General features: G+C 72.1%; 19 protein-coding genes. 14 read left to right on the forward strand and 5 right to left on the reverse strand.

Annotated features, from left to right (window positions below; all coding sequences use genetic code 11):
• The first annotated feature begins 61 nt into the window (after positions 1 to 61).
• Positions 62 to 982: an SDR family oxidoreductase gene (locus ABEA26_RS25620; RefSeq protein WP_345595703.1), complete on the forward strand. Its 921-nt coding sequence runs from the start codon at positions 62 to 64 to the stop codon at positions 980 to 982.
• Between the two features lie 52 nt (positions 983 to 1,034).
• Here the strand turns inward: ABEA26_RS25620 and ABEA26_RS25625 are convergent, their stop codons facing one another.
• Positions 1,035 to 1,544 (reverse strand): nuclear transport factor 2 family protein, encoded by a 510-nt coding sequence (locus ABEA26_RS25625; RefSeq protein ID WP_345595704.1) that lies wholly within the window; start codon positions 1,542 to 1,544, stop codon positions 1,035 to 1,037.
• Positions 1,541 to 2,416, reverse strand: coding sequence for a TIGR03619 family F420-dependent LLM class oxidoreductase (locus ABEA26_RS25630; RefSeq protein WP_345595705.1), 876 nt, complete (start codon positions 2,414 to 2,416; stop codon positions 1,541 to 1,543). The genes ABEA26_RS25625 and ABEA26_RS25630 overlap by 4 nt, the downstream gene beginning before the upstream one ends.
• 252 nt (positions 2,417 to 2,668) lie before the next feature.
• Between ABEA26_RS25630 and ABEA26_RS25635 the strand changes: the two genes are divergently transcribed.
• The gene (locus ABEA26_RS25635; protein ID WP_345595706.1) at positions 2,669 to 3,337 is read left to right on the forward strand and encodes a TetR/AcrR family transcriptional regulator; all 669 of its coding nucleotides are present in this window, start codon (positions 2,669 to 2,671) and stop codon (positions 3,335 to 3,337) included.
• 10 nt (positions 3,338 to 3,347) lie between these two features.
• Positions 3,348 to 4,124, forward strand: coding sequence for an SDR family oxidoreductase (locus ABEA26_RS25640; protein ID WP_345595707.1), 777 nt, complete (start codon positions 3,348 to 3,350; stop codon positions 4,122 to 4,124).
• Between the two features lie 116 nt (positions 4,125 to 4,240).
• Here ABEA26_RS25640 and casG read toward each other — a convergent pair whose 3' ends face one another.
• On the reverse strand, positions 4,241 to 5,884 hold the full coding sequence (casG, locus tag ABEA26_RS25645) for a steroid-24-oyl-CoA synthetase (protein ID WP_345595708.1): 1,644 nt from the start codon (positions 5,882 to 5,884) through the stop codon (positions 4,241 to 4,243).
• A gap of 374 nt (positions 5,885 to 6,258) precedes the next feature.
• Here casG and ABEA26_RS25650 point away from each other — a divergent pair, with 374 nt between their 5' ends.
• The 10 genes from ABEA26_RS25650 (at position 6,259) to ABEA26_RS25695 (ending at position 20,731) form a co-directional block, all read left to right on the forward strand.
• Positions 6,259 to 7,878: an ABC transporter substrate-binding protein gene (locus tag ABEA26_RS25650; protein ID WP_345595709.1), complete on the forward strand. Its 1,620-nt coding sequence runs from the start codon at positions 6,259 to 6,261 to the stop codon at positions 7,876 to 7,878.
• 47 nt (positions 7,879 to 7,925) lie between these two features.
• Complete coding sequence (locus ABEA26_RS25655) at positions 7,926 to 8,894, forward strand: ABC transporter permease (RefSeq protein WP_345595710.1); 969 nt, start codon at positions 7,926 to 7,928, stop codon at positions 8,892 to 8,894.
• Entirely contained in the window at positions 8,887 to 9,921 is a 1,035-nt protein-coding gene (locus ABEA26_RS25660) for an ABC transporter permease (protein WP_345595711.1), read from the forward strand. The genes ABEA26_RS25655 and ABEA26_RS25660 overlap by 8 nt, the downstream gene beginning before the upstream one ends.
• 101 nt (positions 9,922 to 10,022) lie before the next feature.
• Positions 10,023 to 11,063: an ABC transporter ATP-binding protein gene (locus tag ABEA26_RS25665; protein ID WP_345595712.1), complete on the forward strand. Its 1,041-nt coding sequence runs from the start codon at positions 10,023 to 10,025 to the stop codon at positions 11,061 to 11,063.
• Complete coding sequence (locus tag ABEA26_RS25670; RefSeq protein ID WP_345595713.1) at positions 11,060 to 12,094, forward strand: oligopeptide/dipeptide ABC transporter ATP-binding protein; 1,035 nt, start codon at positions 11,060 to 11,062, stop codon at positions 12,092 to 12,094. The genes ABEA26_RS25665 and ABEA26_RS25670 overlap by 4 nt, the downstream gene beginning before the upstream one ends.
• Positions 12,091 to 13,362, forward strand: coding sequence for an NADH:flavin oxidoreductase (locus ABEA26_RS25675; protein WP_345595714.1), 1,272 nt, complete (start codon positions 12,091 to 12,093; stop codon positions 13,360 to 13,362). The genes ABEA26_RS25670 and ABEA26_RS25675 overlap by 4 nt, the downstream gene beginning before the upstream one ends.
• Positions 13,359 to 14,792, forward strand: a complete 1,434-nt coding sequence (locus ABEA26_RS25680) for an amidase (protein WP_345595715.1) — start codon at positions 13,359 to 13,361, stop codon at positions 14,790 to 14,792. Before ABEA26_RS25675 ends, ABEA26_RS25680 begins: the two co-directional genes overlap by 4 nt.
• Positions 14,793 to 14,928: 136 nt before the next feature.
• Positions 14,929 to 16,770 (forward strand): glycoside hydrolase family 35 protein, encoded by a 1,842-nt coding sequence (locus ABEA26_RS25685; protein ID WP_345595716.1) that lies wholly within the window; start codon positions 14,929 to 14,931, stop codon positions 16,768 to 16,770.
• A 404-nt stretch (positions 16,771 to 17,174) separates the two neighbouring features.
• Complete coding sequence (locus ABEA26_RS25690; RefSeq protein ID WP_345595721.1) at positions 17,175 to 18,200, forward strand: LacI family DNA-binding transcriptional regulator; 1,026 nt, start codon at positions 17,175 to 17,177, stop codon at positions 18,198 to 18,200.
• Positions 18,201 to 18,394: 194 nt separating this feature from the next.
• Complete coding sequence (locus ABEA26_RS25695; protein ID WP_345595717.1) at positions 18,395 to 20,731, forward strand: glycoside hydrolase family 84 protein; 2,337 nt, start codon at positions 18,395 to 18,397, stop codon at positions 20,729 to 20,731.
• Here the strand turns inward: ABEA26_RS25695 and ABEA26_RS25700 are convergent.
• The gene (locus tag ABEA26_RS25700; protein WP_345595718.1) at positions 20,707 to 21,162 is read right to left on the reverse strand and encodes a DoxX family protein; all 456 of its coding nucleotides are present in this window, start codon (positions 21,160 to 21,162) and stop codon (positions 20,707 to 20,709) included. The genes ABEA26_RS25695 and ABEA26_RS25700 overlap by 25 nt on opposite strands.
• 275 nt (positions 21,163 to 21,437) lie before the next feature.
• Here ABEA26_RS25700 and ABEA26_RS25705 point away from each other — a divergent pair, with 275 nt between their 5' ends.
• Positions 21,438 to 22,190, forward strand: coding sequence for a lytic polysaccharide monooxygenase (locus ABEA26_RS25705; protein ID WP_345595719.1), 753 nt, complete (start codon positions 21,438 to 21,440; stop codon positions 22,188 to 22,190).
• A 69-nt stretch (positions 22,191 to 22,259) separates the two neighbouring features.
• Here ABEA26_RS25705 and ABEA26_RS25710 read toward each other — a convergent pair whose 3' ends face one another.
• On the reverse strand, positions 22,260 to 23,882 hold the full coding sequence (locus ABEA26_RS25710) for an amidase family protein (RefSeq protein ID WP_345595720.1): 1,623 nt from the start codon (positions 23,880 to 23,882) through the stop codon (positions 22,260 to 22,262).
• Between the last annotated feature and the right edge of the window lie 394 nt (positions 23,883 to 24,276).

Below are 24,276 nucleotides of genomic sequence, written 5' to 3' on the forward strand. Positions count from 1 at the left end.
CCCGGGCCCTCCGATCTTACGAATGACCAGAGCAACCACCCTTGAAAGGTAGGACACCGTCATGACCTCACCGACCGCCCTGTGCGCCGGCCGTGTCGTCGCCGTCACCGGCGCCGGCCGTGGACTCGGCCGCGCACACGCCCTCGCGTTCGCCGCCGAGGGCGCGAAAGTCGTCGTCAACGACCTCGGCGTGGGACTCGACGGCTCGGGAGCCGGCAGCGGCCCCGCACAGCAGGTCGTCGAGGAGATCCGCGCGGCCGGTGGCGAGGCGGTCGCGCACGGTGGTGACGTCGCCACCGCCGACGGCGCGGCCTCCCTCGTCGCCACGGCGCTCGACTCCTTCGGCCGGCTCGACACCCTCGTCAACAACGCCGGGTTCCTGCGTGACCGGATGCTCGTCAACCTGGACGAGGACGACTGGGACGCGGTGATGCGCGTCCACCTCAAGGGCCACTTCCTGCCGCTCAGGCACGCGGCGGCGCACTGGCGCGCCGAGGCCAAGGCGGGCCGCGTCCCGGAGGCACGAGTGGTCAACACCGGCTCGGGCGCGGGTCTGCTGGGCAGCGTCGGCCAGGGCAACTACGCCGCGGCCAAGGCGGGCATCGTCGGACTCACCCTGGTCGCCGCCGCCGAGATGGGCCGCTACGGGGTCCAGGTCAACGCGATCGCACCGGCCGCGCGCACCCGCATGACCGAGGAGGCCTTCGCCGAGACCATGGCGGCGCCCGGCGAGGGCGGCTTCGACGCGATGGCCCCCGAGAACGTCTCCCCACTCGTCGTGTGGCTCGGCTCCGCGGCCTCGGCCGGGGTCACCGGACGGGTCTTCGAAGCGGAGGCCGGACGGATCACCGTCATGGAGGGCTGGCGACCCGGCCCCACCGCCGACAAGGGCGCACGCCGGAGCCCGGCGGAGGCCGGGGAGACGGCGGCGAAGCTGCTCGCCGCGTCCGAGGCCCCGCAGCCGGTGTACGGCGCGCGCTGACGCGTGCGGCGGGGGTGGTGACGACCCGCCACCACCCCCGCCGTGCGACCACTCAGCCCTCCGCCGGTTCTCCGCGTACCCCGCCGGCCAGCAGCGCGGGCGACTCCCGCCGGCCGTCCAGGATCCGGTTCGTCCGCTTGACCACCTGCCAACCGGAGCCGGTACCGGAGCCGGAGTCCGCACGGCGCAGCCGCCAGTGGTTGGCGGTGGCCCGGCGCACCACGTACCGGCCCTCCTCGTGCACCACCATCAGCGAATGGCACACCGCGACCGCCTCGTCACCGTCGACCGTGATGTGCGGCGGCCCCACGACATGCGCGCAGCCCTGCCGGATCCAGCCCTGGTGCGCGGCGGACCGCACCATCCCACCGATCTGTTCCCGGCCCGCCAGGAAGAGCTCGTCGATGTCGTAGACACCGTCGGAGGTCCACAGCGCGGCGACACCGTCCGCGTCCCCGCCGTCGACCAGCGGCCCGTAGGAGGCCATCATCCGGGCGATGTCCCGTTCGTCCTCCAGACGCCGCAGCCGGGTCTCGAGGGCCGCCATACGGTCCTCGCTCATGCCGCTCCCTCCTCGGCCGCCACGGCGTCGGCGATCCGGGTCAGCGCCTCCAACTGCTCCAGGTAGTGGCCCGCGGACTCGGCGGCCAGTGACACGCTGACCAGGGTGGCGCCCGCCTCGGACACCCCGCGCAGTGCCTTCGCCGTACCGTCCGAGTCACCGGACGGGTCGAGCGGGCGGCCCGCGCTCAGCACCACCTCGAAGCCCTCCGGCAGCGAGGCGGCGCCGACCATCTCACGCAGCCGGTCCAACGGCAGCCCGAACGGCACCCAGCCGTCGCCGTGCGCCACCGCCCGGCGCAGCGAACGCGGTGTACGGCCGCCGATCCACAGCGGTACCCGCTCCTGCACCGCGTGCGGCTCCACCACGAACCCCGCGTAGTCGAAGTGCTCGCCGTGATGGGCGGGTTCACGCCGGGACAGCGAGGCCCGCAGCGCGGCGAGGGCGTCGTCGGCGACCGCGCCGCGCCCCTCGAAAGCCGCGCCGAGCAGCTGGAACTCCTCCTCCAGACTGCCGACGCCGAGCCCCAGGACGAGCCGCCCGCCCGAGATCCGGTCCAGCGTGCCGTAGCGCTTCGCGACGGCCAGCGGGTGGTGGTAGCCGAGCACCAGGACCTGGGTGGCGAACCGGATGTGCCGGGTGCGGGCGGCGAGGTATCCGAAGGTGGCGAGCGGGTCCCAGTAGGTCCCGCCTCGTTGTTCGGCGACATCGGCGGGCACCGCCACATGTTCCGAGCAGGTCAGATGATGGAAACCGAGGCGGTCGGCGGCCTCGGCGACCGCCCCCAGCTCCTCGATTCCGGCGCCGCGCTCCCAAGGGGAGTGGACGCCGGGCACGGCCGTGACGACGGGACTGGTGATGCCGATCCGCATGGGGGCACCTCTCTCGGATGCGACGCGACAGGACGGGACGCAGGGCGGGACGCAGGACGGGACGCAGGGCGGGACGCAGGGCGGGACGCAGGGCGGGACACAAGACGGGACACAGGGCCGGACGGAAGGGGAGAGGCCATCCAAGTCCGGGCCCCGAGTCGGGTGCGGCCCGGTCCCACTGACCGGAACACGGCGCACCGAGCCCGCGCGGCACGCGAAAACATCGGCGGCCGGCGGAAGGAAGCCCTGACCGTGCCCCGAACGACCGGCGAGAGAACCCCCGCGCGCCCCACCTCGGCCAAGCAGCGCCAGCGCCACGCCCGGATCCTGCGGTCCGCGGCGCGCCTCGGCGCCAAGCACGGCTTCGAACGGATGCAGATGCACGACGTGGCCAGGGAGTCCGGCGTCGCGATCGCCACCCTGTACCGTTACTTCCCCTCCAAGACACACCTGTTCGCCGCCGTCATGCGCGCTCAGATACTCCGCCTCGACGCCGGCACTCCGGCGCCCCCGCCGGGCACCGGGCGGGTGGAAGCCGTGACCGACCTGCTCACCGGGGCGAGCGGGCAGCTCTTCGAACAGCCGCTGCTGGCCCTCGCGATGATGCACTCCAACAACGTCGCACCCGTCGGCGACAGCGGCCCGGTCCGCCGTACGGACGAGATCCTCGGCGACCTGATGCTGCGTACGGCAGGGGTCACCGACCCCACCGAGCGGGACCGTCGCGTGGTCCGCATCCTGCAGCAGGCCTGGTACGGCCTGCTCACCACCGTCCTGTACGAGCGCTCCTCGCCCGAGGCGGCGCAGGACGGCGTCAGGCTGGCCTGCCGCCTCCTGCTCGCCGAGCCCGGTCACCGGGAGTGGACGGGCTCCACCGGCGGCGGGGTGACTACCGTGCGCGAGGATCACCGGCCGACCTGAGGAGTACCCCATGCCACGCAACGTCGTCGTCACCGGATCCGGCTCCGGGATCGGTTCCGCCCTCACCGTCCTGCTCCGGGCCCGGGGCGACCGGGTGATCGGAGTCGATCTGCGCGGCGGCGAGGTCGACGCCGACCTGTCCACCCCGGACGGCCGTGCCGCTGCCGCCGCGGCGGCGAGCGAGGCCGCCGGCGGTGTGGTGGACGCGGTCGTCACCTGCGCCGGCACCTCCGTACCGGGAACGGCGATGGTGACCGTCAACTACTTCGGCACCACCGGGTTCGTGACGGCGCTGCGCCCGGCGCTCGCCGCCGCCCCGCGGCCCCGGGCCGTCGTCATCGGCTCGATCTCCGGGACCCGGCCCACCGACCCGGACGTCGTCGCCGCCTGTCTGGCCGACGACGAGGACAAAGCCCTGGCGCACGCCGGGCGAGCCGTCGCCGACGGCCGCGCACGGCAGCTCTACCCCTCGTCCAAGGCGGCGCTCGCACAGTGGGCCCGGCGCATCGCGGTCGCCGAAGGCTGGGCCGACGCCGGCATCCCCGTGAACGTGGTCGCGCCCGGCATCGTACTCACCCCGATGAGCGCCGGCCTCTTCGACGATCCGGAGATGAAGAAGGTCATGGACACAGCGGTCCCGATGCCGCTGAACGGCTATCTCCAGCCGGAGGACGTCGCACGGGCCGTCCTGTTCCTGGCCTCCGACGACAACACTCACATCACCGGACAGGTGCTCTACGTCGACGGAGGCGCCGAGACGACCCTGCGCGGACCGGAGGACTTCTGAGCGCCCGCACGGCCCCCCAGGGGCACCGGGTACTCCTGGTACTCCCGGTACTCCCGGACCACACAGTGGTGCCCCGGCCGTGAACGGCGGCCGGGGCACCCCTGTGTGGTCCGGGCTCAGACCCGCACCGAGTGCCGGATCACCTTGCCGGTCGCGTTGCGCGGCAGCCCGTCGGTGGTCAGCCGCCAGCGCCTCGGCACCTTGAAATAGGCCAGCTCGTTCGCCGCGTACTCCCGCAGCGCCTCCTCGGTCACGGTGGAACCCGGCCGGAGCACCACGACGGCGGCCACCTCCTGGCCGAGGTCGGCATGCGGCACACCCAGGACCAGGCACTCCGCGACGTCCGGATGCTCGACGAGCACCGTCTCGACCTCGGCGGGGTAGATGTTCTCACCGCCCCGGATGATCAGATCCGACCGGCGGCTGACGAGGAACAGCCGGCCCTCACGCAGGCATCCCAGGTCTCCGGTGCGCAGCCAGCGGTCCGCGCCGATGCTGTTCCCGGTGGCCTCGGGATCACGCCAGTAGCCCAGCATGTTGTACATGCTCCGCACCCACACCTCCCCCTCCTCGCCCTCGCCGAGGACCTCGCCGGCGGGATCGCGGATCTCCAGCCGGACACCGGTCACGGGCCGGCCGAGGGTGCCGGGGGCCGCCGCCAGCTCCTGTGGGTTCGCGGCGGCGATGGCGGTGCAGGACTCGGTCAGCCCGTAGCTGTCCACGAGTGAGTCCTTCGCGAACGGCAGCTCCCGCCGCAGTCGCTCCTTGAACTGCGTCGACGACGGCGCCGATGCCAGCGCGAACGCGGTCAGTGACGACGTGTCGTACTGGTCGGCCCTGCCGTGTTCGAGCAGCCGGTGCGCCATCGTGGGCACCGCACCCCAGTTGGTGACGCGTTCCCGCTCGACCATGCCCAGCACCGCGTCGACGTCGAACGCCCCCTGGTGCAGGGCGATCCGGCTGCCCGTGGCCAGTCGTGGCACGGCGAGATTGTGCAGGCTCGCGATGTGGAACAGCGGCAGGGTGAGCAGGTAGACGCGGTTCTCGGCGGCCAACGGGTCGCCGAACTCCCGCAGCAGGGCGTCGTTCAACCGGTGGTACTCCACGACGGCCAGCAGGTTGCGATGGGTGTGCACGGCACCCTTGGGGCGGCCCGAGGTGCCCGACGTGTAGAGGATGACGGCAGGGTCGTCCTCGGCGACGTCGGCCGACGGCAGCGGCGCGTCGGGATGGGCCGTGAGGAAGCGGCGTACGTCCTCCTCCAGGGACAGCACCGGCACCGCGCAGTCGGCCAGCTTCGCCGACTGCCTCGCGTCGGCCACCACCAGCGACGGCTCCGCGTTGTCGACCCCGTGGGCCATCTCGCGCGCCGACCACCACCCGTTGAACCCGACGGCCACCGCACCGATCGACACCGTGGCCCAGAAGGTCTGGATCCACTCGGGGGAGTTGGCGGCGGCGATGGCCACCCGGTCTCCCTTGGCGACGCCGTACTGCTCGCGCAGCACCCGCGCCAGCGAGGCGACCTGGGCGGCGTGCTGGGTGAAGGTGATGCGGCGGTCCGCGGTGACGATGTAGTCGCGGTCGGCGTGCGCGACGGACGCGTGCAGCACCTCGTGCAGGGCCCGCTGCCGGTGGGTGAACACCGGCAGCCGGGTGCCCAGCACGTCGTCGTCGGCAAGCTCGAACGGACCGCCCGGACCGGTGAGCGCGGACACGCGGGCAAGGGCGGCGGAGCGATGATCCGTTTCGCTGGGCATCGGGGACTCCTGGTGCGTCGGGAACTCCACTGGGATCGCGGTCGGGGTCAGTGTCGGCCTCGGACGGGGCATCGCCGCCCGGCCGGTTCCGGTCACTGGGACACCGTGTCACGGCACGGACGGACCCCGAAGGGTCGCCCCACCCGCGCGGGAACCGCCCCTCCGGGCTCCCGGTGAGTGGGATGCGTCACGTCGGCCGGATTTCGTCGGCCGTAGCGTCCCCCACCCGGCGTCCCCACCGGGGCTGCCCCCACCCGGCGTCCCCACCGAGCGTCCCTCTCCCGGCGTCCCCCCACCGCACCCGGCCCCGGACCAACCCTCGCCCACCCCACGGCTCCCGCTCCCCGCCAGTCACCGGACATCTGGAGGAACACATGAAGCGAGCACCATGGGCGCGAGCCCGCCTCGCCGCAGCCCTGGCCGCCGCGGCGATGCTCACCTCCGCGTGCGTCTCGCCCGACGACGGGGACGCCGGCGGCGGCGAGCAGCAGAAGGCCGAGCGCGGCCGCTACACCTTCGGGAGTGTCGGCGAGCAGCCCGACGGGGGAAAGCCGGTCCGCGGTGGCACCCTGCACTTCGCGGACTACGCCGAGGCCCGCAGCCTCAGCCCCGCCGTCACCTACGCCACGGGCGCCTCCGGCGGCTCCGCGCTCGCCGCCGTCTACGACATGCTGATGCGTTATGACACCGCCGCCCAGAAGTACGAACCGTGGCTGGCCGAATCCCTGCGCTCCGCCGACGACGCCAAGACCTGGACCCTGAAACTCCGCGACGGCGTCGAGTTCTCCGACGGGACCCCGCTCGACGCGAAGGCCGTCATCGCGAGCATCGAGTGGTACCAGGAGAACAAGGGTGCCGACACGGCCCTGCTCGCCCCGAACCTCGCGAAGATGGAAGCCCCCGACGACTCCACCGTCGTCTTCACCCTCCGCAACTCCTGGGCCACCTTCCCCGCCATGCTCGCCCAGGCACCCGGCATGATCGTGGCGCCCGCCGCGTACGCCGGAAAGACGTTCAAGCCGATCGGGGCCGGCGCCTTCACCCTGGGCAAGCACGCCCCCCAGGAGGAAATGGTCCTCAAGGCGAACAAGAACTACTGGAAGGGCGAGCCCCACCTCGACGCGCTCCGCTTCACCTGGCCGCAGTCCGACCGCGCCAAGCTCGAGGCACTGGGCGACGGCACGGCCGACGTGGTGTACATGCGCGGCCCCGACGTCGTCGACGAGGCCGTCAAGGAGGGGCACCCCGGCGAACTGACCCTGACCGGCCTCGGCAACATGGTCACCATCAACACCCGCGACGGCCGGCCCGGCGCGGACCTCCGGGTCCGCAAGGCAATGGCCCTGGCCCTCGACCCCGCCCTCGACACCGAACGCGCCTACGACGGCAAGGGCCTGCCCGGCCAGGAGATCTTCCCGCCCGAGTCGCGCTGGCACTCCGACGTGAAGCCGGTCGGCATCGACCTCGACCAGGCCGAGAAGCTCCTCGCCGACGCCAAGAAGGACGGCTACGACGGAACCCTCACCTACATGGACGGCACCGACCCCGTCTCCCGGGCCAAGGCCGTCGTCACCAAGGCGATGCTGGAGCGGGTCGGATTCAAGGTCGAACTGGACATGGTCTCCTCCATAGCCGACCGGGTCGCCAAGACCTACGTGGAGCACGACTTCGACATCAGCCGCGGCGCGGCGAGCGTCTCCGAGAGCGACCCCTACCACCGCCTGCAGAGCGTCCTGAACTCCACGAGCTACGGCAACCCCGGCGGCTACGCCAACCCGAGGATGGATCAGCTGCTCGTGGAACTGCAGGGCGCCGCCGACGAGGCGGAGACCCAGCGGATCCTCGACGACATCCAGACGCTGTTCAACGAGGACGTCCCGGTCGTCAACCTCGGTGCCAGCGCCGCCTTCACCGCCTGGGGCGAGAACGTGCACGGCATCGTGCCGACCGACGAGTACATGGCCCTCTTCGGCGAGGCCTGGATCAGCCAGTGACCCCCGCGGCCCCCGGCCCGGCCACGCCGGGCAGATCTGGAGGAACCATGAGTCCCGCCGCGCTGTGCCGACTGGCCCTTCGGGTGCTGGAACTCGTCGGCGTGCTGTTCATCGCGAGCATCGGGGTGTTCTCCCTGGTGGTCCTGATGCCCGGCGACCCAGCGGTCGACATTCTCGGGGCCGGCCGGGCACCCGCCGAGTACGCCGCACTCCGCACCGAACTCGGCCTCGACGAGCCTCTGGTCACCCGCTACCTCGACTGGCTGGGCGGCGCCCTCACCGGCGACCTCGGCCGGTCCGTCGTACCACCGCAGAGCGACGTCATGGACCGGGTGCTGTCCGCGTTGCCCGTCAGCCTCGAGATCGCGGCACTGGGCCTGCTCATCGCCCTGCTGATCGCGGTGCCGCTGGCCATGTGGTCGGCGTACCGGGAGGGCTCGGCCGCCGACCGGATCATCGGCGCCGGCACCTTCGGTGTGCTGTCCGTGCCCAGCTTCCTGGCCGGACTGCTGCTGATCCTCGTCCTGGTCAACTCGGCAGGCTGGTTCCCGCGTTCCGAATGGGTACGGATCGGTGACGGCGACCTGCTGGGCAACCTGCACCACGCCTTCCTGCCCGCCCTGACCGTCGCTCTCGCCGAACTCGCCATGTTCACCCGGGTGCTGCGCGGCGACCTCATCGTCACCCTGCGCGAGGACTACATCCTCGCCGCCCGCGCCAAGGGCATGGGCCCACTGCGAATCCTGTTCACCGACGCCCTGCGCCCCTCCTCTTTCTCCCTGGTCACCCTGCTCGGCCTCAGCCTCGGCCGACTGATCGGCTCCACCGTCGTCGTCGAGTACCTCTTCTCGCTGCCCGGCATGGGAACGCTCATCGTCAACGCCGCCGGCCAGGGCGACTACCCGATGGTCCAGGGCGCCGTGCTCACCATCGCCGTGATCTACGTGGTGATCAACGCCGGTATCGACCTCTCCTACGGCTACCTCGACCCGAGGACGCGACGTGTCCATGTCTGACATCGCCCCGCGCACGCGGACCGCCTTCCCGCCGCCCCTGCTCACCGCCGTGACCCTGACCGTCGCCGGCCTCGTCCTGCTGGTGTTCGGCGCGACCACGCCCCAACTGGTCACACCCGCCAAGGCCGCCGTCGCGCTGCTCGGTCTCGGCATGCTGCTCGCCGGCGCCTCCCGGCTCGGCAAACTGTGGGCGGGGCCCGGCTTCGACGTGGTCTTCTGGTTCGGCGCGGGCTGGCTGCTGCTGCTCGGCCTCGCCATCCTCTGCGCGCCGTGGCTGCCGCTGGCCGAGGACCGGGACGTCGCGAGCACCGTCGCGGCCCCCGTCTTCGCCACGCCGACGTTCACCGGCACCCACCCGCTGGGCACCAACGCCTTCGGCCTCGACCTGCTCGCCAGATCCCTGTACGGCGCCCGCTCCTCGCTGCTCATCTCCCTGTCCGCGGTCGCCCTCGGCACCGTGGTCGGCGGCGCGATCGGCATGGTCGCCGGCTACTTCCAGAAAAGCGTCGACCGGGCGGTGGGCATCGCGACCAACTCGCTGCTCGCCGTGCCCCCGCTCATCCTGCTCATCGCCCTGGCCACCGTGCTCCAGCCGCACCTGCGCAACGTCGCCTTCTCACTGGCGCTGCTCACCATCCCGGGCATGGTCCGCCTGGCCCGTGCCACCACCATGGCCTACGCCAACCGGGAGTTCGTCGTCGCCGCCCGCGCCATGGGCGCCACCCGCTCCCGCATCCTCCTGCGCGAACTGCTGCCCAACGTGCTGCTGCCCGTGCTGTCGCTGGCCGTCGTGATGATCTCGGTGCTCATCGTCGCCGAGGCCTCCCTCAGCTTCCTCGGACTGGGCATCCAGCCGCCGGAACCGACCTGGGGAAACATGATCGCCGAGGGCGAGGGCCAGGTCTTCGAGGATCACCCGCACATCGTGCTCGTGCCCGGTGCCTTCCTCTTCCTGACCGTGTTCGCCTTCAACATCGTCGGCGAGAAGGCTCGCGGACGCTGGGACTCCCGGAGCGTGAAACTGTGACCCCGGAGCGAGAGACCGTGAGCCCGGAGCTCGAAACCGTGAGCTCGGAGCGAGGATCCGCCGGCCCCCGGCGAGAGACCGTGAGCGCGGAGCGGGAGACCGTGACCACCCCGCCGGCGCCCGGCCCCGGCACCGGCGCACCTCCGCTGCTGAGCGCCACCGACGTACGCACCGCCTTCCACACCCCGCGCGGCCCGGTGCAGGCCGTCGACGGCGTCTCCCTCACCCTGTCCGAGGGCGAGACTCTCGGCATCGTCGGCGAGTCGGGGTCGGGCAAGTCCGTGCTCGGCCGCACCCTCATGGGCCTGATCACCGACGGTCCCGGCACCACCGTCTCCGGCACCGTCCTGATCGGCGGCAAGGACGTCCACGCACTCACCCCCGCCGGACGGCGGGCCCTGTGGGGCACCGACGTCGCCATGGTCTTCCAGGACCCGATGACCTCCCTGAACCCGGTGAAAAGGGTCGGCACCCATCTCACCGAGAGCCTCCGGCTCCATCTCGGCCTGAGCCGCGCCGAGGCGCGGGACCGAGCCGTCGACCTGCTCCGCCAGGTCGGCATCCCCGAGCCGTCCCGGCGCGCCGGCCAGTACCCGCACGAACTGTCCGGCGGCATGCGCCAGCGCGTCGTCATCGCCATGGCCCTTGCCTGCGGCCCGCGCCTGCTCATCGCCGACGAACCCACCACCGCGCTCGACGTCACGGTGCAGAAGCAAATCCTGGACCTGCTGCGCTCGCTCGCCGAGGACCTGCGCATGGCGACCGTCCTCATCAGCCACGACCTCGCCACCGTCGCCGGCCGCACCGACCGCGTCGCGGTCATGTACGCGGGCCGCCTCGTCGAGTACGCGGACACCGCCGCCGTCTTCGACCGCCCCCGCCACCCCTACAGCAGCGCCCTCATCGCGTCGATCCCTCGCCTGGACCAGCCCCCGCACACGCTGCTGCCCGCCATCGAGGGCCGCCCGCCCAACCTGCTGCACCCGCCCCCCGGATGCCGGTTCGCCCCGCGCTGCGACGCGGCGACCGACCGCTGCGCCACCGACGCCCCCGACCTCACCGGACACGCCGGTGACCGCGACGCAGGCGGCGTTGTCGCCTGCCACCACCCGCTGGGCGCCGCCGAGGAGGCCACCGTATGACCACCACCCGAGACGCCCCCGGCGCACCGGACCGGCGCCGGCCCGCGCTGACGGCCGAGGACCTCGTCGTGGAGTTCCCGGCCGGACGCGGGCAGAAGGTGCACGCCGTCTCCGGCGTCACATTGGAGGTCGCGGCCGGTGAAACTTTGGGCATCCTGGGCGAGTCGGGCTGCGGCAAGTCCACCGTCGGCCGCTCCCTGATCCAGCTGCCGCCTCCCGACTCGGGCACCGTCCGCCTCGGCGACGTCACCCTCACCGGCCTCGCCCCCGGGGAACTGCGCCGGGCCCGCGCCCGAATGCAGATCATCATGCAGGACCCGGTCTCCGCCCTGAACCCGCGCCGCCGGGTCAGGGACCTGGTGTGGGAGGGCCCCTCGATCTGGGGCGCCGGGAGCGACACGCGCGCCAAGGACGACCGCGTCGACGCCGCCCTGCGTGACGTCGGCCTCGACCCCGCGACCGTACGGGACCGCCGGCCGCACGAACTCTCCGGCGGCCAGTGCCAGCGGGTCTGCATCGCCCGCGCCCTCATGCTCGACCCCGAGGTGCTGATCTGCGACGAACCCGTCTCCAGCCTGGACGTTTCCGTGCAGGCGCAGATCCTCAACCTCCTTCAGACGACGACCCGCCGACGCGCGCTGAGCATGGTCTTCATCGCCCACGACGTGTCCGTGGTGAAGAACATCAGCGACCGCGTCATGGTCATGTACCTCGGCAAGGTCTGCGAGGTGCTGCCCTCCGACGGCATGCAGCACGAGGCCGCGCACCCCTACACCCGGCTGCTGCTCGCCTCCCTTCCCGAGGCTCAGCTGGGCACCGCCGAGGCCGCCGCCGTCACCGCCACCGACGACGGTCCCGGTGCGGCCGCCGAGCTGCCCTCACCCCTGAACCCGCCCTCGGGCTGCCGCTTCCGCACCCGCTGCCCGCTGGCCACCGAACGGTGCGCCGCCGAGGAACCCGCCCCGCGGGAGATCCGCCCCGGCCACCGGATCGCCTGCCACCACGCCGAACCGAGGAGGAACCGCCCATGACCACCAGCGAGACACCCCCCAACCCCGACGCCCCCCGCACCTCCGACGCCCCCAAGGCCCCCGACGTCCTGGCCCCCGCAAAGCTGGGCCCCGTCGAGCTGCGCAACCGCGTCATCAAGGCCGCCACCTACGAGGGGCTCAGCCACAAGTCCCTGGTCACCAAGGACCTCGTCGACTTCCACGTCGCCTACGCCCGGGGCGGCGTCGGCCTGACGACCGTCGCCTACTGCGCGGTCGCCAAGGAGGGGCGCACCGACCGCCACCAGATCCACTGGACCGACGAGGCGATGCCGGGCATGCGCGTCCTCACCGACGCCGTGCACGCCGAGGGCGCCGCGATCTCCGCGCAGATCGGCCACGGCGGCCCCGTCGCCAACCCCAAGGGCAACGGTGCGCCCGCCCTCTCGCCGTCCAGGCACTTCCACGCCACCACCGTCAGCTGGGCCCAGGAGGCGTCCCTCGCCGACATCCGGCGCATCACCGAGGCCCATGCCGAGGCCGCGCGCCGTGCCATCGAGGCCGGCTTCGACGCCGTCGAGGTGCACCTGGGCCACAACTACCTGGCCAGCTCCTTCCTCAGCCCCCGGGTCAACCACCGCACCGACGCCTACGGCGGCAGCCTGGAGAACCGGGCCCGGTTCGCCCGGGAGATCATGCGGGCCGTCCGCGACGCGGTCGGCGACCGCATCGCGGTCATCGCGAAGATGAACATGGACGACGGTGTGCCCGGCGGCTTCTGGCTCGACGAGGCCATCCCCGTGACGCAGTGGCTCGAACAGGACGGCACCGTCGACGCCCTGGAGATGACCGCCGGCAGCTCCCTGCTCAACCCGATGTACCTCTTCAAGGGCGAGGCCCCGCTCAAGGAGTTCGCCGCGATCATGCCGCAGCCGATCAAACTCGGCGTGCAGACGGTCGGCAAGCGGTTCCTGCGCAGCTACCCGTACCGGGACGCCTACCTCCTCGAGGACGCCCGACAGATCCGCGCCGCCGTGAAGCTGCCGATGATCCTGCTCGGCGGCATCACCGACAAGCCCGTCATGGACCTCGCGATGCGGGAGGGCTTCGAGTTCGTGGCCATGGCGCGGTCCCTGCTGCGGGAGCCCGACCTGGTCAACCGCCTGCGGGACGACGCCGGCACGCCGTCGCTGTGCATCCACTGCAACAAGTGCATGCCGACCAACTTCACCGGCACCCGCTGCGTCCTGGTCGACCGCGGCACCACCCGCCGCGACACCTGGGGCAAGCCCGCGGGGTACGTGGCGTGAAGGGCCCCGACGGTGACGTGAAGAGCCCCGCCGCCGGTGTGAGGCGCCCCGACGCGGTCGCCACCGCGGCCGCCGTCGGGAACGGCGAGACCGACGCCCGTACCGTCACCGAACAGGCGATCGCCCGCATCGAGAAGCTCGACCCCGGCCTCAACGCGGTCGTCCACACCCGGTTCGAGGCCGCCCTCGCCGAGGTGGCCGCGGGCCTGCCCGACGGTCCGCTGCACGGCGTACCGCTGCTCGTCAAGGACCTCGGCACCGAGGTCGAGGGCCTGCCCGCGACGGGCGGCAGTCGCCTGTTCGCGGACGTCGTGGCCCGGCGCGACAGCGAACTGGTGGCCCGCTACCGGCGGGCCGGCGCGGTCGTCCTCGGCACCACCAACACTCCCGAACTGGGCCTCAACGCCTCCACCGAACCGGCGCTCTTCGGCCCCACCCGCAACCCGTGGAGCGGCGCGCACTCGCCCGGCGGCTCCAGCGGCGGCTCGGCGGCGGCGGTGGCGGCCGGAATGGTCCCGGTCGCACATGCCAGCGACGGCGGCGGTTCCATCCGCATCCCGGCGGCGGCCTGCGGACTGTTCGGACTCAAACCCAGCCGGGGCCGCGTCTCGCCCGCGCCCCGGCCCACCACCCTGTCGGGCCTCGTCTCCGCACACCACGCCGTCACCACGACCGTCCGGGACAGCGCACTGCTCCTGGACGTCGTCGCCGGCCCGCTGCCCGGCGACGCCTATGCCGCCCCGGAGCAGGCCGCACCCTTCGCCGAACTGGCCCGCCGCGACCCGGGCCGGCTGCGGATCGGCCTGCTGACCGAACTGCCCGAGGGCCCACAGGTGCACCCGGAGTGCGCCGGGGCGGCACGCGCCGCCGCCCTGCTCTGCGAGCGGCTCGGCCACGAGGTCGTCGAGACAACCGCCCGCTACCACCCCGCCGACGTGGGCCGTACCTCGGGCGTCCTGATGGGCGCCGACCTCGTCGCCCAGCTCGAAGCCCGGCTCGCGCACCTCGGCAGGCCCTTGGCCGACGACGACGTCGAGCCGTTCACCCGCGTCCTGTACGAGCACTACCGGGTCCTTCCCGCGGCCGACGTCAGCCGGGCGCTGCGCCGGGCCCAGGAGATCGGCTGGGAGGTGGGCGACGCCTTCCGCGAGTTCGACGTGCTGCTCAGCCCGACCCTTGCGCAGCCCACCCCGCCGCTCGGCACGCTCGACACGGCCCACCCGGAGTCGGTCTACCGGCACGCCCCCGTCTACGCCGCCTTCACCAGCGTCCACAACGTCACGGGGATGCCGGCGATGTCCGTCCCCTTAGGCCGCGACCGTGCGAACGGTCTGCCGCTCGGCGTCCAGTTCGCCGCGCGCCTGGGCGGAGAGGGAGTCCTACTGGCCCTGGCGGCGCAACTGGAGGAGGCGGCGCCCTGGAGGAGCTGAGGAGCTGATGGCATCGCTCTCATCGGGAGAGCGCAGTGAGGCAGCAGCCACTGGCTTGCGGAAACGGAACCAGAGTGGATTGGCATCGATAACATTCTCTGCCATAGTTCCACCTTCCGACCGCTGGTGTCCTCCTATGCCCTCGCCCCCTTCCGACCGTTGGAGCCGTCACGTGAGCACGTCCCTTCCCGCCACCCTGACGTACGGCGACGGCGCCCTTCTGCGGGCCGGGCGCCCGCACCGCGTCCTGGCGGGCTCGCTGCACTACTTCCGGGTCCGTCCCGAGCAGTGGGCCGACCGGCTCCGGCGGCTGGCCGCCCTCGGCCTGAACACGGTGGACACCTACGTCCCGTGGAACTTCCACGAGCGTGCCGAGGGCGACATCCGCTTCGACGGCCCGCGTGACCTGGCCCGGTTCGCCCGGCTCGCCCAGGAGGAAGGGCTGGACGTCGTCGTGCGGCCCGGCCCCTACATCTGCGCCGAGTGGGACAACGGAGGACTGCCCGCATGGCTGACCGGCACGCCCGGCATGCGGTTGCGCACCTCCCACGGCCCCTTCCTGGAAGCGGTGGACCGCTGGTTCGACGAGCTGATCCCGCGCGTCGCGGAGCTCCAGGCCGGCCGAGGCGGGCCGGTCGTGGCCGTACAGATCGAGAACGAGTACGGCAGCTACGGCGACGACCACGGCTACGTCCGCCACGTGCGTGACGCCCTCGTCGCGCGGGGAGTCACCGAACTGCTCTACACGGCGGACGGGCCGACCCCGCTGATGCAGGACGGCGGTGCCCTGCCCGGCGAACTGGCCGCGGCGACCTTCGGCTCACGGCCCGACCGGGCCGCGGAGCTGCTGCGCTCGCGCCGGCCCGGGGAGCCCTTCTTCTGCGCCGAGTTCTGGAACGGCTGGTTCGACCACTGGGGCGAGAAGCACCACATCAGGTCGGCGCGGAACGCGGCCGAGACCGTCGGCGAGATCCTCGACGAGGGCGGCTCCGTGAGCCTCTACATGGCGCACGGCGGCACCAACTTCGGCCTGTGGGCGGGCGCCAACCACGACGGCGGCGGGATCCGGCCGACCGTCACCAGCTACGACTCGGACGCCCCCATCGCCGAGCACGGCGCCCTGACACCGAAGTTCCACGCCCTGAGGGAAAAGCTGGCAGCCCTGGACGGCGCCGGAGCCGAGCGTGCCGAGCGCCCGCTGCCCGCGGATCCGCCGCTGCTGGCACCCCGTGAACTCCCGGTCACCCGGCACGCGGCCCTGCTGGACGCGCTGCGCGCGGCGGCCGAACCGGTGCACGCACCGCTGCCGCTCAGCTTCGAGGAACTCTCCCTCGCCTCCGGCATGGCGCTCTACGAGGCCGAGCCGCTGCTGCCGCCGGGGGACCACGAGGTGACCGTCACGGGTCTGCACGACCGCGCCCAGGTCTTCGTCGACGGCACACCCGCCGCCGTACTGGACCGCGAGAGTGCCTCGTTCACCGCCGCCGGCACCGGAGCACGGGTCCGGCTGGCGCTGCTGGTGGAGAACCAGGGGCGGATCAACTACGGCCCCCTGCTAGGCCAGGGCAAGGGCATCCTCGGCGGGGTGCGGGTGGAACGCCGACTGGTGCACGGCTGGACGATCCGACCGCTGCCGCTCGACGAGTGGACGCGGCAGGACACCGCCCGCGCCGCGGCGGCGGCCCCGCCGGACGGCAGGGCGGGCTTCGCCACCGCCACACTGTCCGTGGACGAGCCCGCGGACACCTTCGTCGCCCTGCCGGGATTCGGCAAGGGATTCCTCTGGGTCAACGGCACCCTGCTGGGCCGCTACTGGGAGATCGGGCCCCAGACCACGCTCTATCTGCCCGGCCCCCTGCTGCGGCCCGGCGACAACACCCTGACCGTGCTGGAACTGGAACGCCTCGGCGAGCGGATCACCCTGCACGACCGGCCGGACCTCGGACCGTGCGAGGAGTACGTCGAGACGTTCGACTGACCTCCGCGGGATGCCGGATGCCGTCGACGCACGTCAAGGCGGAGGCGGCGCGGGACCGTCACGGGCCGGAGCGCCGCCACCGGGCGGGGGGTCGAGCACTGGGCCGGGCCACGATGTTATCGCTGCCCTCCATTTGCCATTCCGCCTCGCTGCGTCGGCCACGGCTCTGCGCACAGAACCGAACGGCCCGGACCTCTGCACTGGCGGGGACCATGGCGGACGATGTTATCGCTGCCAATGACCCTACGCGACTAGACTGCCGAGCGGAGACCACCATCTGCGACGGCGTGGCCGGGGCCTCGTCGTCTCCGGAGAGGCGAGCGATGTCATCGGAAACACCGGGTGCCGGCAAGAGGCCCGTGAGCAGGCGTACGGCCGACGACGGCGTCGCGCGGCAACCCGGCATGGCCGACGTGGCCCGGCTCGCCGGGGTCTCCGCCCAGACGGTGTCCCGGACCCTGGCCGGCCACCCCAACGTCCAGCAGAGGACCCGCGCCAAGGTGCTGGCCGCCGTCGAACAGCTCGGCTACCGCAAGAACAACGCGGCGCGTGTGCTGTCGTCGGGGCGCAGCCGGACGATCGGGGTCGTGACGCTGCAGACCAACTTCTACTCGCGCACGAACCTGACGTTCGGCATCGAGGCCGCGGCACGCGAGGCCGGGTACGCGGTCAGCACCGCGACCACCGCGTCGCTGGACACCGCGGCGATCGAGGGGGCGCTGTCCCGGTTGGCGGAGCAGGGTGTCGAGGGAGTCGTCCTCTCGGTGCCGCTGGTCCATGTGAGTCCGAGGATCGAGCAGCTCACCCGGTCGGTGCCGACCGTCGCCGTCGACGGATCGAGGACCTCGGCCACCGAGGTCGTCGCCGTCGACCAGACCCTGGCGGCACGACTGGCGACACGTCACCTGATCGAACTGGGCCACGAGACCGTCTGGCACGTCGCGGGGCCCCAGGAGTGGCTCGACGCCGCCAGCCGCCGCGTCGGCTGGCGCGACACCCTTCAGGCGGCAGGACTGTCCGTGCCGCCGGTGCTGGAGGGCGACTGGACACCGGCCTCCGGGTATCGCAACGGGCTGATCCTGGGCAAGATCCCCGACGTCACCGCGGTGTTCGTGGCGAGCGACGAGATGGCCTTCGGGGTGATCCGCGCCCTGCACGAACTCGGCCGACGGGTGCCACAGGACATCTCCGTGGTGGGGGTGGACGACATCGCGCTGGCCGAGTACTGCTCGCCCTCGCTGACCACGGTGGCCCAGCCCTTCACCGAGATGGGGACCCTCGCGGTCGCCCACCTGCTGCGGCACATCACGGACCCGGGCGCGACGCCGGAACCCGCGTCCGTCGAACCCGCGTTGATCGTCCGCGCCAGCACGGCACCGGTTGGGTCGGCGGCGTTGGCCAGAGTAAAGGTGACCGGGCGAGAGGTCTAGACCCCATACGTCTTACCTCTGCCCGCTCCCATCCTTCATCATCGTCGGGGCAAGGGAAAGTAATGGTCCAGACCATGCTTGGAGGTCTCATGGCAAGATGCGCGAAAGCCGCAGTAGCAGCCGGTCTCTGCTTCGCAATCGCAAGCACCATGATGCTCGAGGCGCTACCGGCCATCGCCGTGGCGGATACCGCCATGACCGATGCCGCCATCACCGACGCGGCCGAGCACGCGGCGGCGTCCCCGCTGCCACCGGTGTCACCGACCCCGCAGACCCTCGCCCGCGAGGGGCGGGACGCCGTGGTGACCGGCCGCGTGCTCGTCGTGGCCGACGAGGGTACGGACGCCGGTGCCCGCGACCGTCTCGTCCGGGAACTGAAAGCGCACGGCGCCGACCGGGTCGACATCGTCGCCCCCGAAGAGGTCCCCGGTGCCGCCGCCGGCCTGCTCACCGTACGACTCGGCCAGGCCACGCGCCCCGACATCGCCGCGGCACTCGGGGACACCCGGACGCCCGCCCGCGACGAGGGCTACGCCCTGCGCGTCGAGGGAGCCCGGCCGGGCGCGGAGGTCACCCTCGGCGGCGAGGACGCGGCCGGGCAGTTCTACGCGGTGCAGACCCTGCGTCAGCTGTTCGTCCGCGCCGGCGGCAAGGCCTGGAGGGTCGCGGGCGTACGGGTGAGTGACTTCCCCTCGATGCCGCTGCGCGGCACCATCGAGGGCTTCTACGGGCAGCCGTGGACGCACGCCGAGCGCCTCGACCAGATGGACTTCTACGGAGACGTCAAGGCGAACACCTACATCTACGCGCCCAAGGACGACCCGTACCACCGGGGCAAGTGGCGCGCACCCTACCCGGCGGACAAGCTCACCGAACTGGGCGAGCTCGTGCGGCGGGCCACCGCCAACCACGTGCGCTTCACCTTCGCGGTCTCCCCCGGGGAGTCGATCTGCTACTCCGACCCCGCCGACCGCAAGGCCCTCAAGGCCAAACTCCAGGCGCTGTACGACCTGGGCACCCGCGCGTTCTCCGTCCCGCTCGACGACATCAGCTACACCCGGTGGAACTGCGAGGGCGACCGGGAGGCGTTCGGCGACCCCGGCCGGGAAGCGGCCGCGCGGGCACAGGTCGATCTGCTCAACGACGTCCAGCGCGACTTCGTCGCCACGCACGAAGGCGCCCAACCGTTGCAGATGGTGCCCACCGAGTACGGTGACCTCACCGACACCGCCTACAAAAAGACCCTGCGGGACACCCTGGACCCCGCGGTCGAGGTGATGTGGACCGGTACCGCCGTCGTGCCCCCGAAGATCACCAACGAGGAGGCGGGCAAGGCGTCGGAGCTCTTCGGACGCAAGGTCTTCGTATGGGACAACTACCCGGTCAACGACTTCGGCAACACCAGCGGCCGGCTGCTGCTCGCGCCCTACGACAAGCGTGAGGCGGGCCTGTCCGCGCACCTCTCCGGCATCGTGGCCAACCCGATGAACCAGCCGTACGCCAGCAAGGTAGCCGTCTTCGGCGCCGCGGACTTCACCTGGAACGACGGCGCCTACGACGCGCGGAGGAACTGGCCCCGTGCCATGGCCTACCTCGCGGGCGGCGACCGCGAGGCCACCGAGGCCCTGCTCGTCTTCGGCGACCTCCAGCACCTGGCCCCGACCTTCGGCGCCACGCCCTGGCAGCCCCAGGCACCCGAACTCGCCCGCCGGGTGACGGAGTTCTGGACGTCATGGGACGACGGGGACCGCGCCGCGGCCGTCGCGTCACTGCGTGCCTACGCGAGGGCCGTCGAGCGAGCCCCGGCCACCATCCGCGGCGGCGCGGTGGAGGAGGGGTTCACCGTTGACGCCGCTGACTGGCTGGACGGCACCGAGCTGTGGGGCAAGGCGATGGTGAGGATGCTCGACGCCCTCACGGAGCGCCGGACCGGGGACAAGGAGGCGTCGGACCGGCTGCTGGCCGAATCCAACGAACTCCAGCGGCAGGCCCGGGCCGTACGGGTGGACCCCCCGCGCAACTCCTGGGGCAAGGTCCGGCCCAAGGTCGGCGACGGAGTACTCGACTCCTTCCTCGTACAGGCCGATGTCCGGCTGCGGTTGTGGGACACGGGGGGAGGCGGCGAGAACCTGGCCCTCGAGGGGACGGCGTCCGCGTCCAGCGTGGAGCAGAACCTCGACCGCCTGGCCCCTCGGCACGTCAACGACGGGTTGACGGGCACCCGCTGGGCCTCGGGATACTCGGACGACGAGTGGGTGCAGGTGGAGCTCACCGCCCCGGCGACGGTCGCTGCGGTGACCGTCGCATGGGAGAGCGCGTGCGCGAGGGAGTACACCGTCCAGACCTCCCCGGACGGCGCGAACTGGACCACGGCCTCCACACAGCGCCCGGACGCCTGCGGCAACGACGTCGTCCGGCTCACCGCCACGGATGCGGTGCGGTACGTCCGCGTGCGGGGTGTCGAACGAAAGACCACCTGGGGCTATTCGATCCACGAGATGGGCGTCTACGGAGCGCCCGCCTCTCGGTGAAGTGACGGCGTCCCGATCCGCCGGGCATCGACCCGTCGCCGGAGGCGGAGAAGGGGGGTGAGTGTCCACCGGCCCGGGCCGATGGCGGCGATGAGAAGGAAGGACCAGCAGAACATGGCTGCCGGTTCGCCGCCGTTCTCGATGGGAAAGAGCGCGTCGGCCTGGTGCTCGGTGAAGTAGGCGTACGCCATGGACCCGGAGCACAGGACCGCAGCGGCCCGGGCCCCGAGACCGCACAGCACCAGCGCGCCGCCGAGCAGTTGGACGGCCGCGGCCCACCAGCCGGGCCACTCGGCGAACCCGGGCCCGGCTCCGCGCGGACCACCCAGCACGTCGAACAGGGTCGCGGCTCCGTGGCAGGCGAACAGCAGTCCTATGACGATGCGGAAGAGTCCGATCACGTGCTCACGGCTTCTTTCCAGCGCTTCCATCGGCGGTGCTCCTCTCTCGTGGGCGACCTCGGGGGACTGGCCGCCGAAGGGGGACGCGGGATCGGCCTGTGGCCCGAAGTCGGCACCCGCGCTCGCCTGTTCACTTTGCGCAAGCCCTTGACCGAATCCCGTCCATGACTATGGTCTAGACCTAGTGCTACTAGGTCTAGACCTATACCGGCCTCCGTCCTCGGTCGCCGGCGCCTTTCGCGCCGGTGACGGCAAGCCCCGCGGGGCAGGCGGCGGCATGGACGTAATGGAAGAGAGGGCATGGCATGAACACGAAAAGACGGGTGGCTCTCGCGGTGGGAGCGCTGGTCGCCCCCCTGCTCGCCGTCAGCCTGCCGGCGAGCACGGCGAATGCCCACGGTTGGGTGACCTCGCCCGGAAGCCGGCAGGACCAGTGCGCCGCGGGTGTCGTCGACTGCGGCCAGATCAAGTACGAGCCGCAGAGCGTCGAAGGGCCGAAGGGCCTGAACAGCTGCAGCGGCGGCAACAGCCAGTTCGCCGAACTCGACGACGACAGCCTGGGCTGGCGGGTCACACCGGTCGGCGCGACGCACACCTTCACCTGGCACCACACGGCACGCCACGCCACCGACACCTGGCAGTACTTCATCGGGAACCAGAAGATCGCCGAGTTCGACGGCCACGGCGCACAGCCCGCCCCGGACGTCAGTCACCAGGTGGACTTCGGCGGCCTCACCGGCCGTCAGAAGGTGCTCGCCGTCTGGAACGTGGCGGACACCGGCAACGCCTTCTACTCCTGCATCGACGTCAACATCGGTGGCGGAGGTGACGGCGGAGGTGACGGCGGAGGTGACGGCGGCGGTGACGGCGGCGGTGACGGTGAACCGGGCGACTGCGCCGCGGCGGCGTGGAACGCCGGGAACGTCTACAACGGTGGCGACACCGTCTCCTTCGACGGGCACAACTGGCGCGCCAAATGGTGGGTGACGGGCGAGGAGCCCGGCACCACCGGTGAGTGGGGAGTCTGGGAAGACCTCGGCGCCTGCGCGGCCGGATGACCGACGCCGGGTCGGCACGCGCTCGGCGGAGCGCGTGCCGACCCGGCCGAAGTCCCGCGGCCGGTACGGTCAGCGACCGTTCGAACGGGACGCGCCGGACGGCGACGTAGGCAGGTACCGGGGCGCTCGCCAGGCGTCCAGCAGGTGCTCGACCGCTGCCCCCAGGGACAGCAGTTCGGCGTCCTGGTGGTCGCCGGCCATCAGGAGCAGGCCGACCGGCAGTTCGCCCACGGACCCGGCGGGCACGGACAGCGACGGGTACCCGGCGACGGCCGCCGGGGTGGAGGACGGGATCACGTCGTTGTCGCCCCGCGCGCAGTCGGTCGTCCATGCGGGTGGGTTCGCCGGGGAGGCGATGGCGTCCAGGTCATGGTCGGCCATGGTCTCGTCGATGGACCGTTGGGAGAGATCCGTCAACTCGGCGCGCATCGCCCGGTATGCGGGATCGGTGGTGGCAGGCGCCGCCAGCGCCTGCTCGAACAGTTCCTGACCGGCGAAACAGGTCTGCTCGGCCGGGTGGGTGCGGTTGAACTCGATCAGCTCGGCGAGGTTCTGGGGCCCGCCGCGGGTGGCGAGGTAGGCGTCGATGTCCCGGTGGAACTCGCTCAGCAGCGCCGGGAACTCGAGCTCGGCGAGGCGCTCCTGGTACGGCGGGGCCACTTCGACGACTCGGGCACCCGAGGCCCGCAGTCGTGCCGCCGTGCGGGTCATCAGGGCGTCCACCTCCGTGCCGAGCGAGGGAAGCCGCCACAGGCCGATCCGTTTGCCGCGCAGAGAGCCGGGACGCGTGCCCGCCTCGGCGAGGCCGAGGGCGCTGCCGGCGCGCACGGTGTGACGGCCACTGAGTACCGAGAGGGTGAGCGCCGTGTCGACCACGTTGCGGGCCATGGGGCCGGCCGTGTCCTGCTCGGCGGAGATCGGCACGACACCGGACTGGCTGACCAGCCCGAGGGTGGGTTTGTGGCCGACCACCCCGTTCATCCCGGCCGGGCACACGATGGAGCCGTCCGTCTCGGTGCCGATCGCCACCTGGGCCAGGGACGCGGCGAGTGCGGCGGCCGAGCCGGAGGAGGATCCGCAGGGATTCCGGTCCAGGACGTACGGGTTGTTCGTCTGCCCGCCCACCGCCGACCACCCCGATGTCGGCTGCGCCGCGCGGAAGTTGGCCCATTCGGACATGTTGGCCTTGCCGAGGATCACCGCGCCCGCCGCCCGCAGCCTCTCGACCAGGACCGCGTCCGTGTCCGGTGGGTCACCGGCCAGCGCCAGTGACCCGGCGGTCGTGGGCATGTCGCGGGTGTTCACGTTGTCCTTGAGCAGGACGGGAATGCCGTCCAGCGGGCCACGGACGGTGCCGCGACGATGCCTGACGTCGCTGGCAGCGGCCTGTCGCAGGGCCGTCGGGCTGGTGCGCAGCACCGCGTTGATCCGAGGGTCGACGGCCTTGATCCGCCGCAGATACGCCCGGGTCAGCGCAGACGAGGTCAGCGACCCGCGCTTCATGCGCGCCTGCAACTCGGGGATCGTCACCGTGTCGAGGTCGACTCCGTGGACGAGTGGCGCGTCGACGGGCGGCGACGAAGCGGCGGCACCCGATTCGGAGGCTTCCGCACGCTGCCCCGGCGCACCCGCCGTCAAGAGAGGGACGACGACCAGGGCAGCGGTCACTGCCGCGAGATTTCGCATCTTCATGGAGCACAGCCCACTCCACGGCACCACGCGGCGCAAGGGGCCGTTTCATACCACGTTGACCCCCATGGCGGTGACCAGGGTGGCGGCCTGTTCGAGGCCGACGGTGGCCCGGTCGAGCTGAACGGTCGAGTCTCCGCCGCTGACGTCGAACAGGCTGAGAGCGCACGTCGGCGCTGCTGGGACTCGACACCTCACCCGAGGGGGTCGACGAGGGGCGTGCCGTGTCGGCGCTCCTGGCGGATCCGGAGGGGGACCGGCTGCTGCTGATGGCGGGGACCAGGGGTGATCCTGGCGGCGGAGGACCCGGCCGTCCCGCTGCGGCGGCTGGAGGACGTCCTTCTCGTGCACGTACTCCGGACGGACCGGTGAAAGCAGCACTGTTCGAATGGGTTCT

Source organism: Streptomyces marokkonensis, assembly GCF_039539045.1.
GTDB lineage: Bacteria > Actinomycetota > Actinomycetes > Streptomycetales > Streptomycetaceae > Streptomyces > Streptomyces marokkonensis.

What these genes read in the sequence shown, in the direction of transcription:
- ABEA26_RS25660 (WP_345595711.1), top strand. Translation starts at nt 8,887, where the DNA reads ATGTCTGACATCGCCCCGCGCACGCGGACCGCCTTCCCGCCGCCCCTG.
- ABEA26_RS25650 (WP_345595709.1), top strand. Translation starts at nt 6,259, where the DNA reads ATGAAGCGAGCACCATGGGCGCGAGCCCGCCTCGCCGCAGCCCTGGCC.
- ABEA26_RS25625 (WP_345595704.1), bottom strand. Translation starts at nt 1,544, where the DNA reads ATGAGCGAGGACCGTATGGCGGCCCTCGAGACCCGGCTGCGGCGTCTG.
- ABEA26_RS25685 (WP_345595716.1), top strand. Translation starts at nt 14,929, where the DNA reads ATGCCCTCGCCCCCTTCCGACCGTTGGAGCCGTCACGTGAGCACGTCC.
- casG (WP_345595708.1), bottom strand. Translation starts at nt 5,884, where the DNA reads ATGCCCAGCGAAACGGATCATCGCTCCGCCGCCCTTGCCCGCGTGTCC.
- ABEA26_RS25690 (WP_345595721.1), top strand. Translation starts at nt 17,175, where the DNA reads ATGGCCGACGTGGCCCGGCTCGCCGGGGTCTCCGCCCAGACGGTGTCC.
- ABEA26_RS25655 (WP_345595710.1), top strand. Translation starts at nt 7,926, where the DNA reads ATGAGTCCCGCCGCGCTGTGCCGACTGGCCCTTCGGGTGCTGGAACTC.
- ABEA26_RS25630 (WP_345595705.1), bottom strand. Translation starts at nt 2,416, where the DNA reads ATGCGGATCGGCATCACCAGTCCCGTCGTCACGGCCGTGCCCGGCGTC.
- ABEA26_RS25670 (WP_345595713.1), top strand. Translation starts at nt 11,060, where the DNA reads ATGACCACCACCCGAGACGCCCCCGGCGCACCGGACCGGCGCCGGCCC.
- ABEA26_RS25640 (WP_345595707.1), top strand. Translation starts at nt 3,348, where the DNA reads ATGCCACGCAACGTCGTCGTCACCGGATCCGGCTCCGGGATCGGTTCC.
- ABEA26_RS25695 (WP_345595717.1), top strand. Translation starts at nt 18,395, where the DNA reads ATGACCGATGCCGCCATCACCGACGCGGCCGAGCACGCGGCGGCGTCC.
- ABEA26_RS25710 (WP_345595720.1), bottom strand. Translation starts at nt 23,882, where the DNA reads ATGAAGATGCGAAATCTCGCGGCAGTGACCGCTGCCCTGGTCGTCGTC.
- ABEA26_RS25700 (WP_345595718.1), bottom strand. Translation starts at nt 21,162, where the DNA reads ATGGAAGCGCTGGAAAGAAGCCGTGAGCACGTGATCGGACTCTTCCGC.
- ABEA26_RS25675 (WP_345595714.1), top strand. Translation starts at nt 12,091, where the DNA reads ATGACCACCAGCGAGACACCCCCCAACCCCGACGCCCCCCGCACCTCC.
- ABEA26_RS25620 (WP_345595703.1), top strand. Translation starts at nt 62, where the DNA reads ATGACCTCACCGACCGCCCTGTGCGCCGGCCGTGTCGTCGCCGTCACC.
- ABEA26_RS25705 (WP_345595719.1), top strand. Translation starts at nt 21,438, where the DNA reads ATGAACACGAAAAGACGGGTGGCTCTCGCGGTGGGAGCGCTGGTCGCC.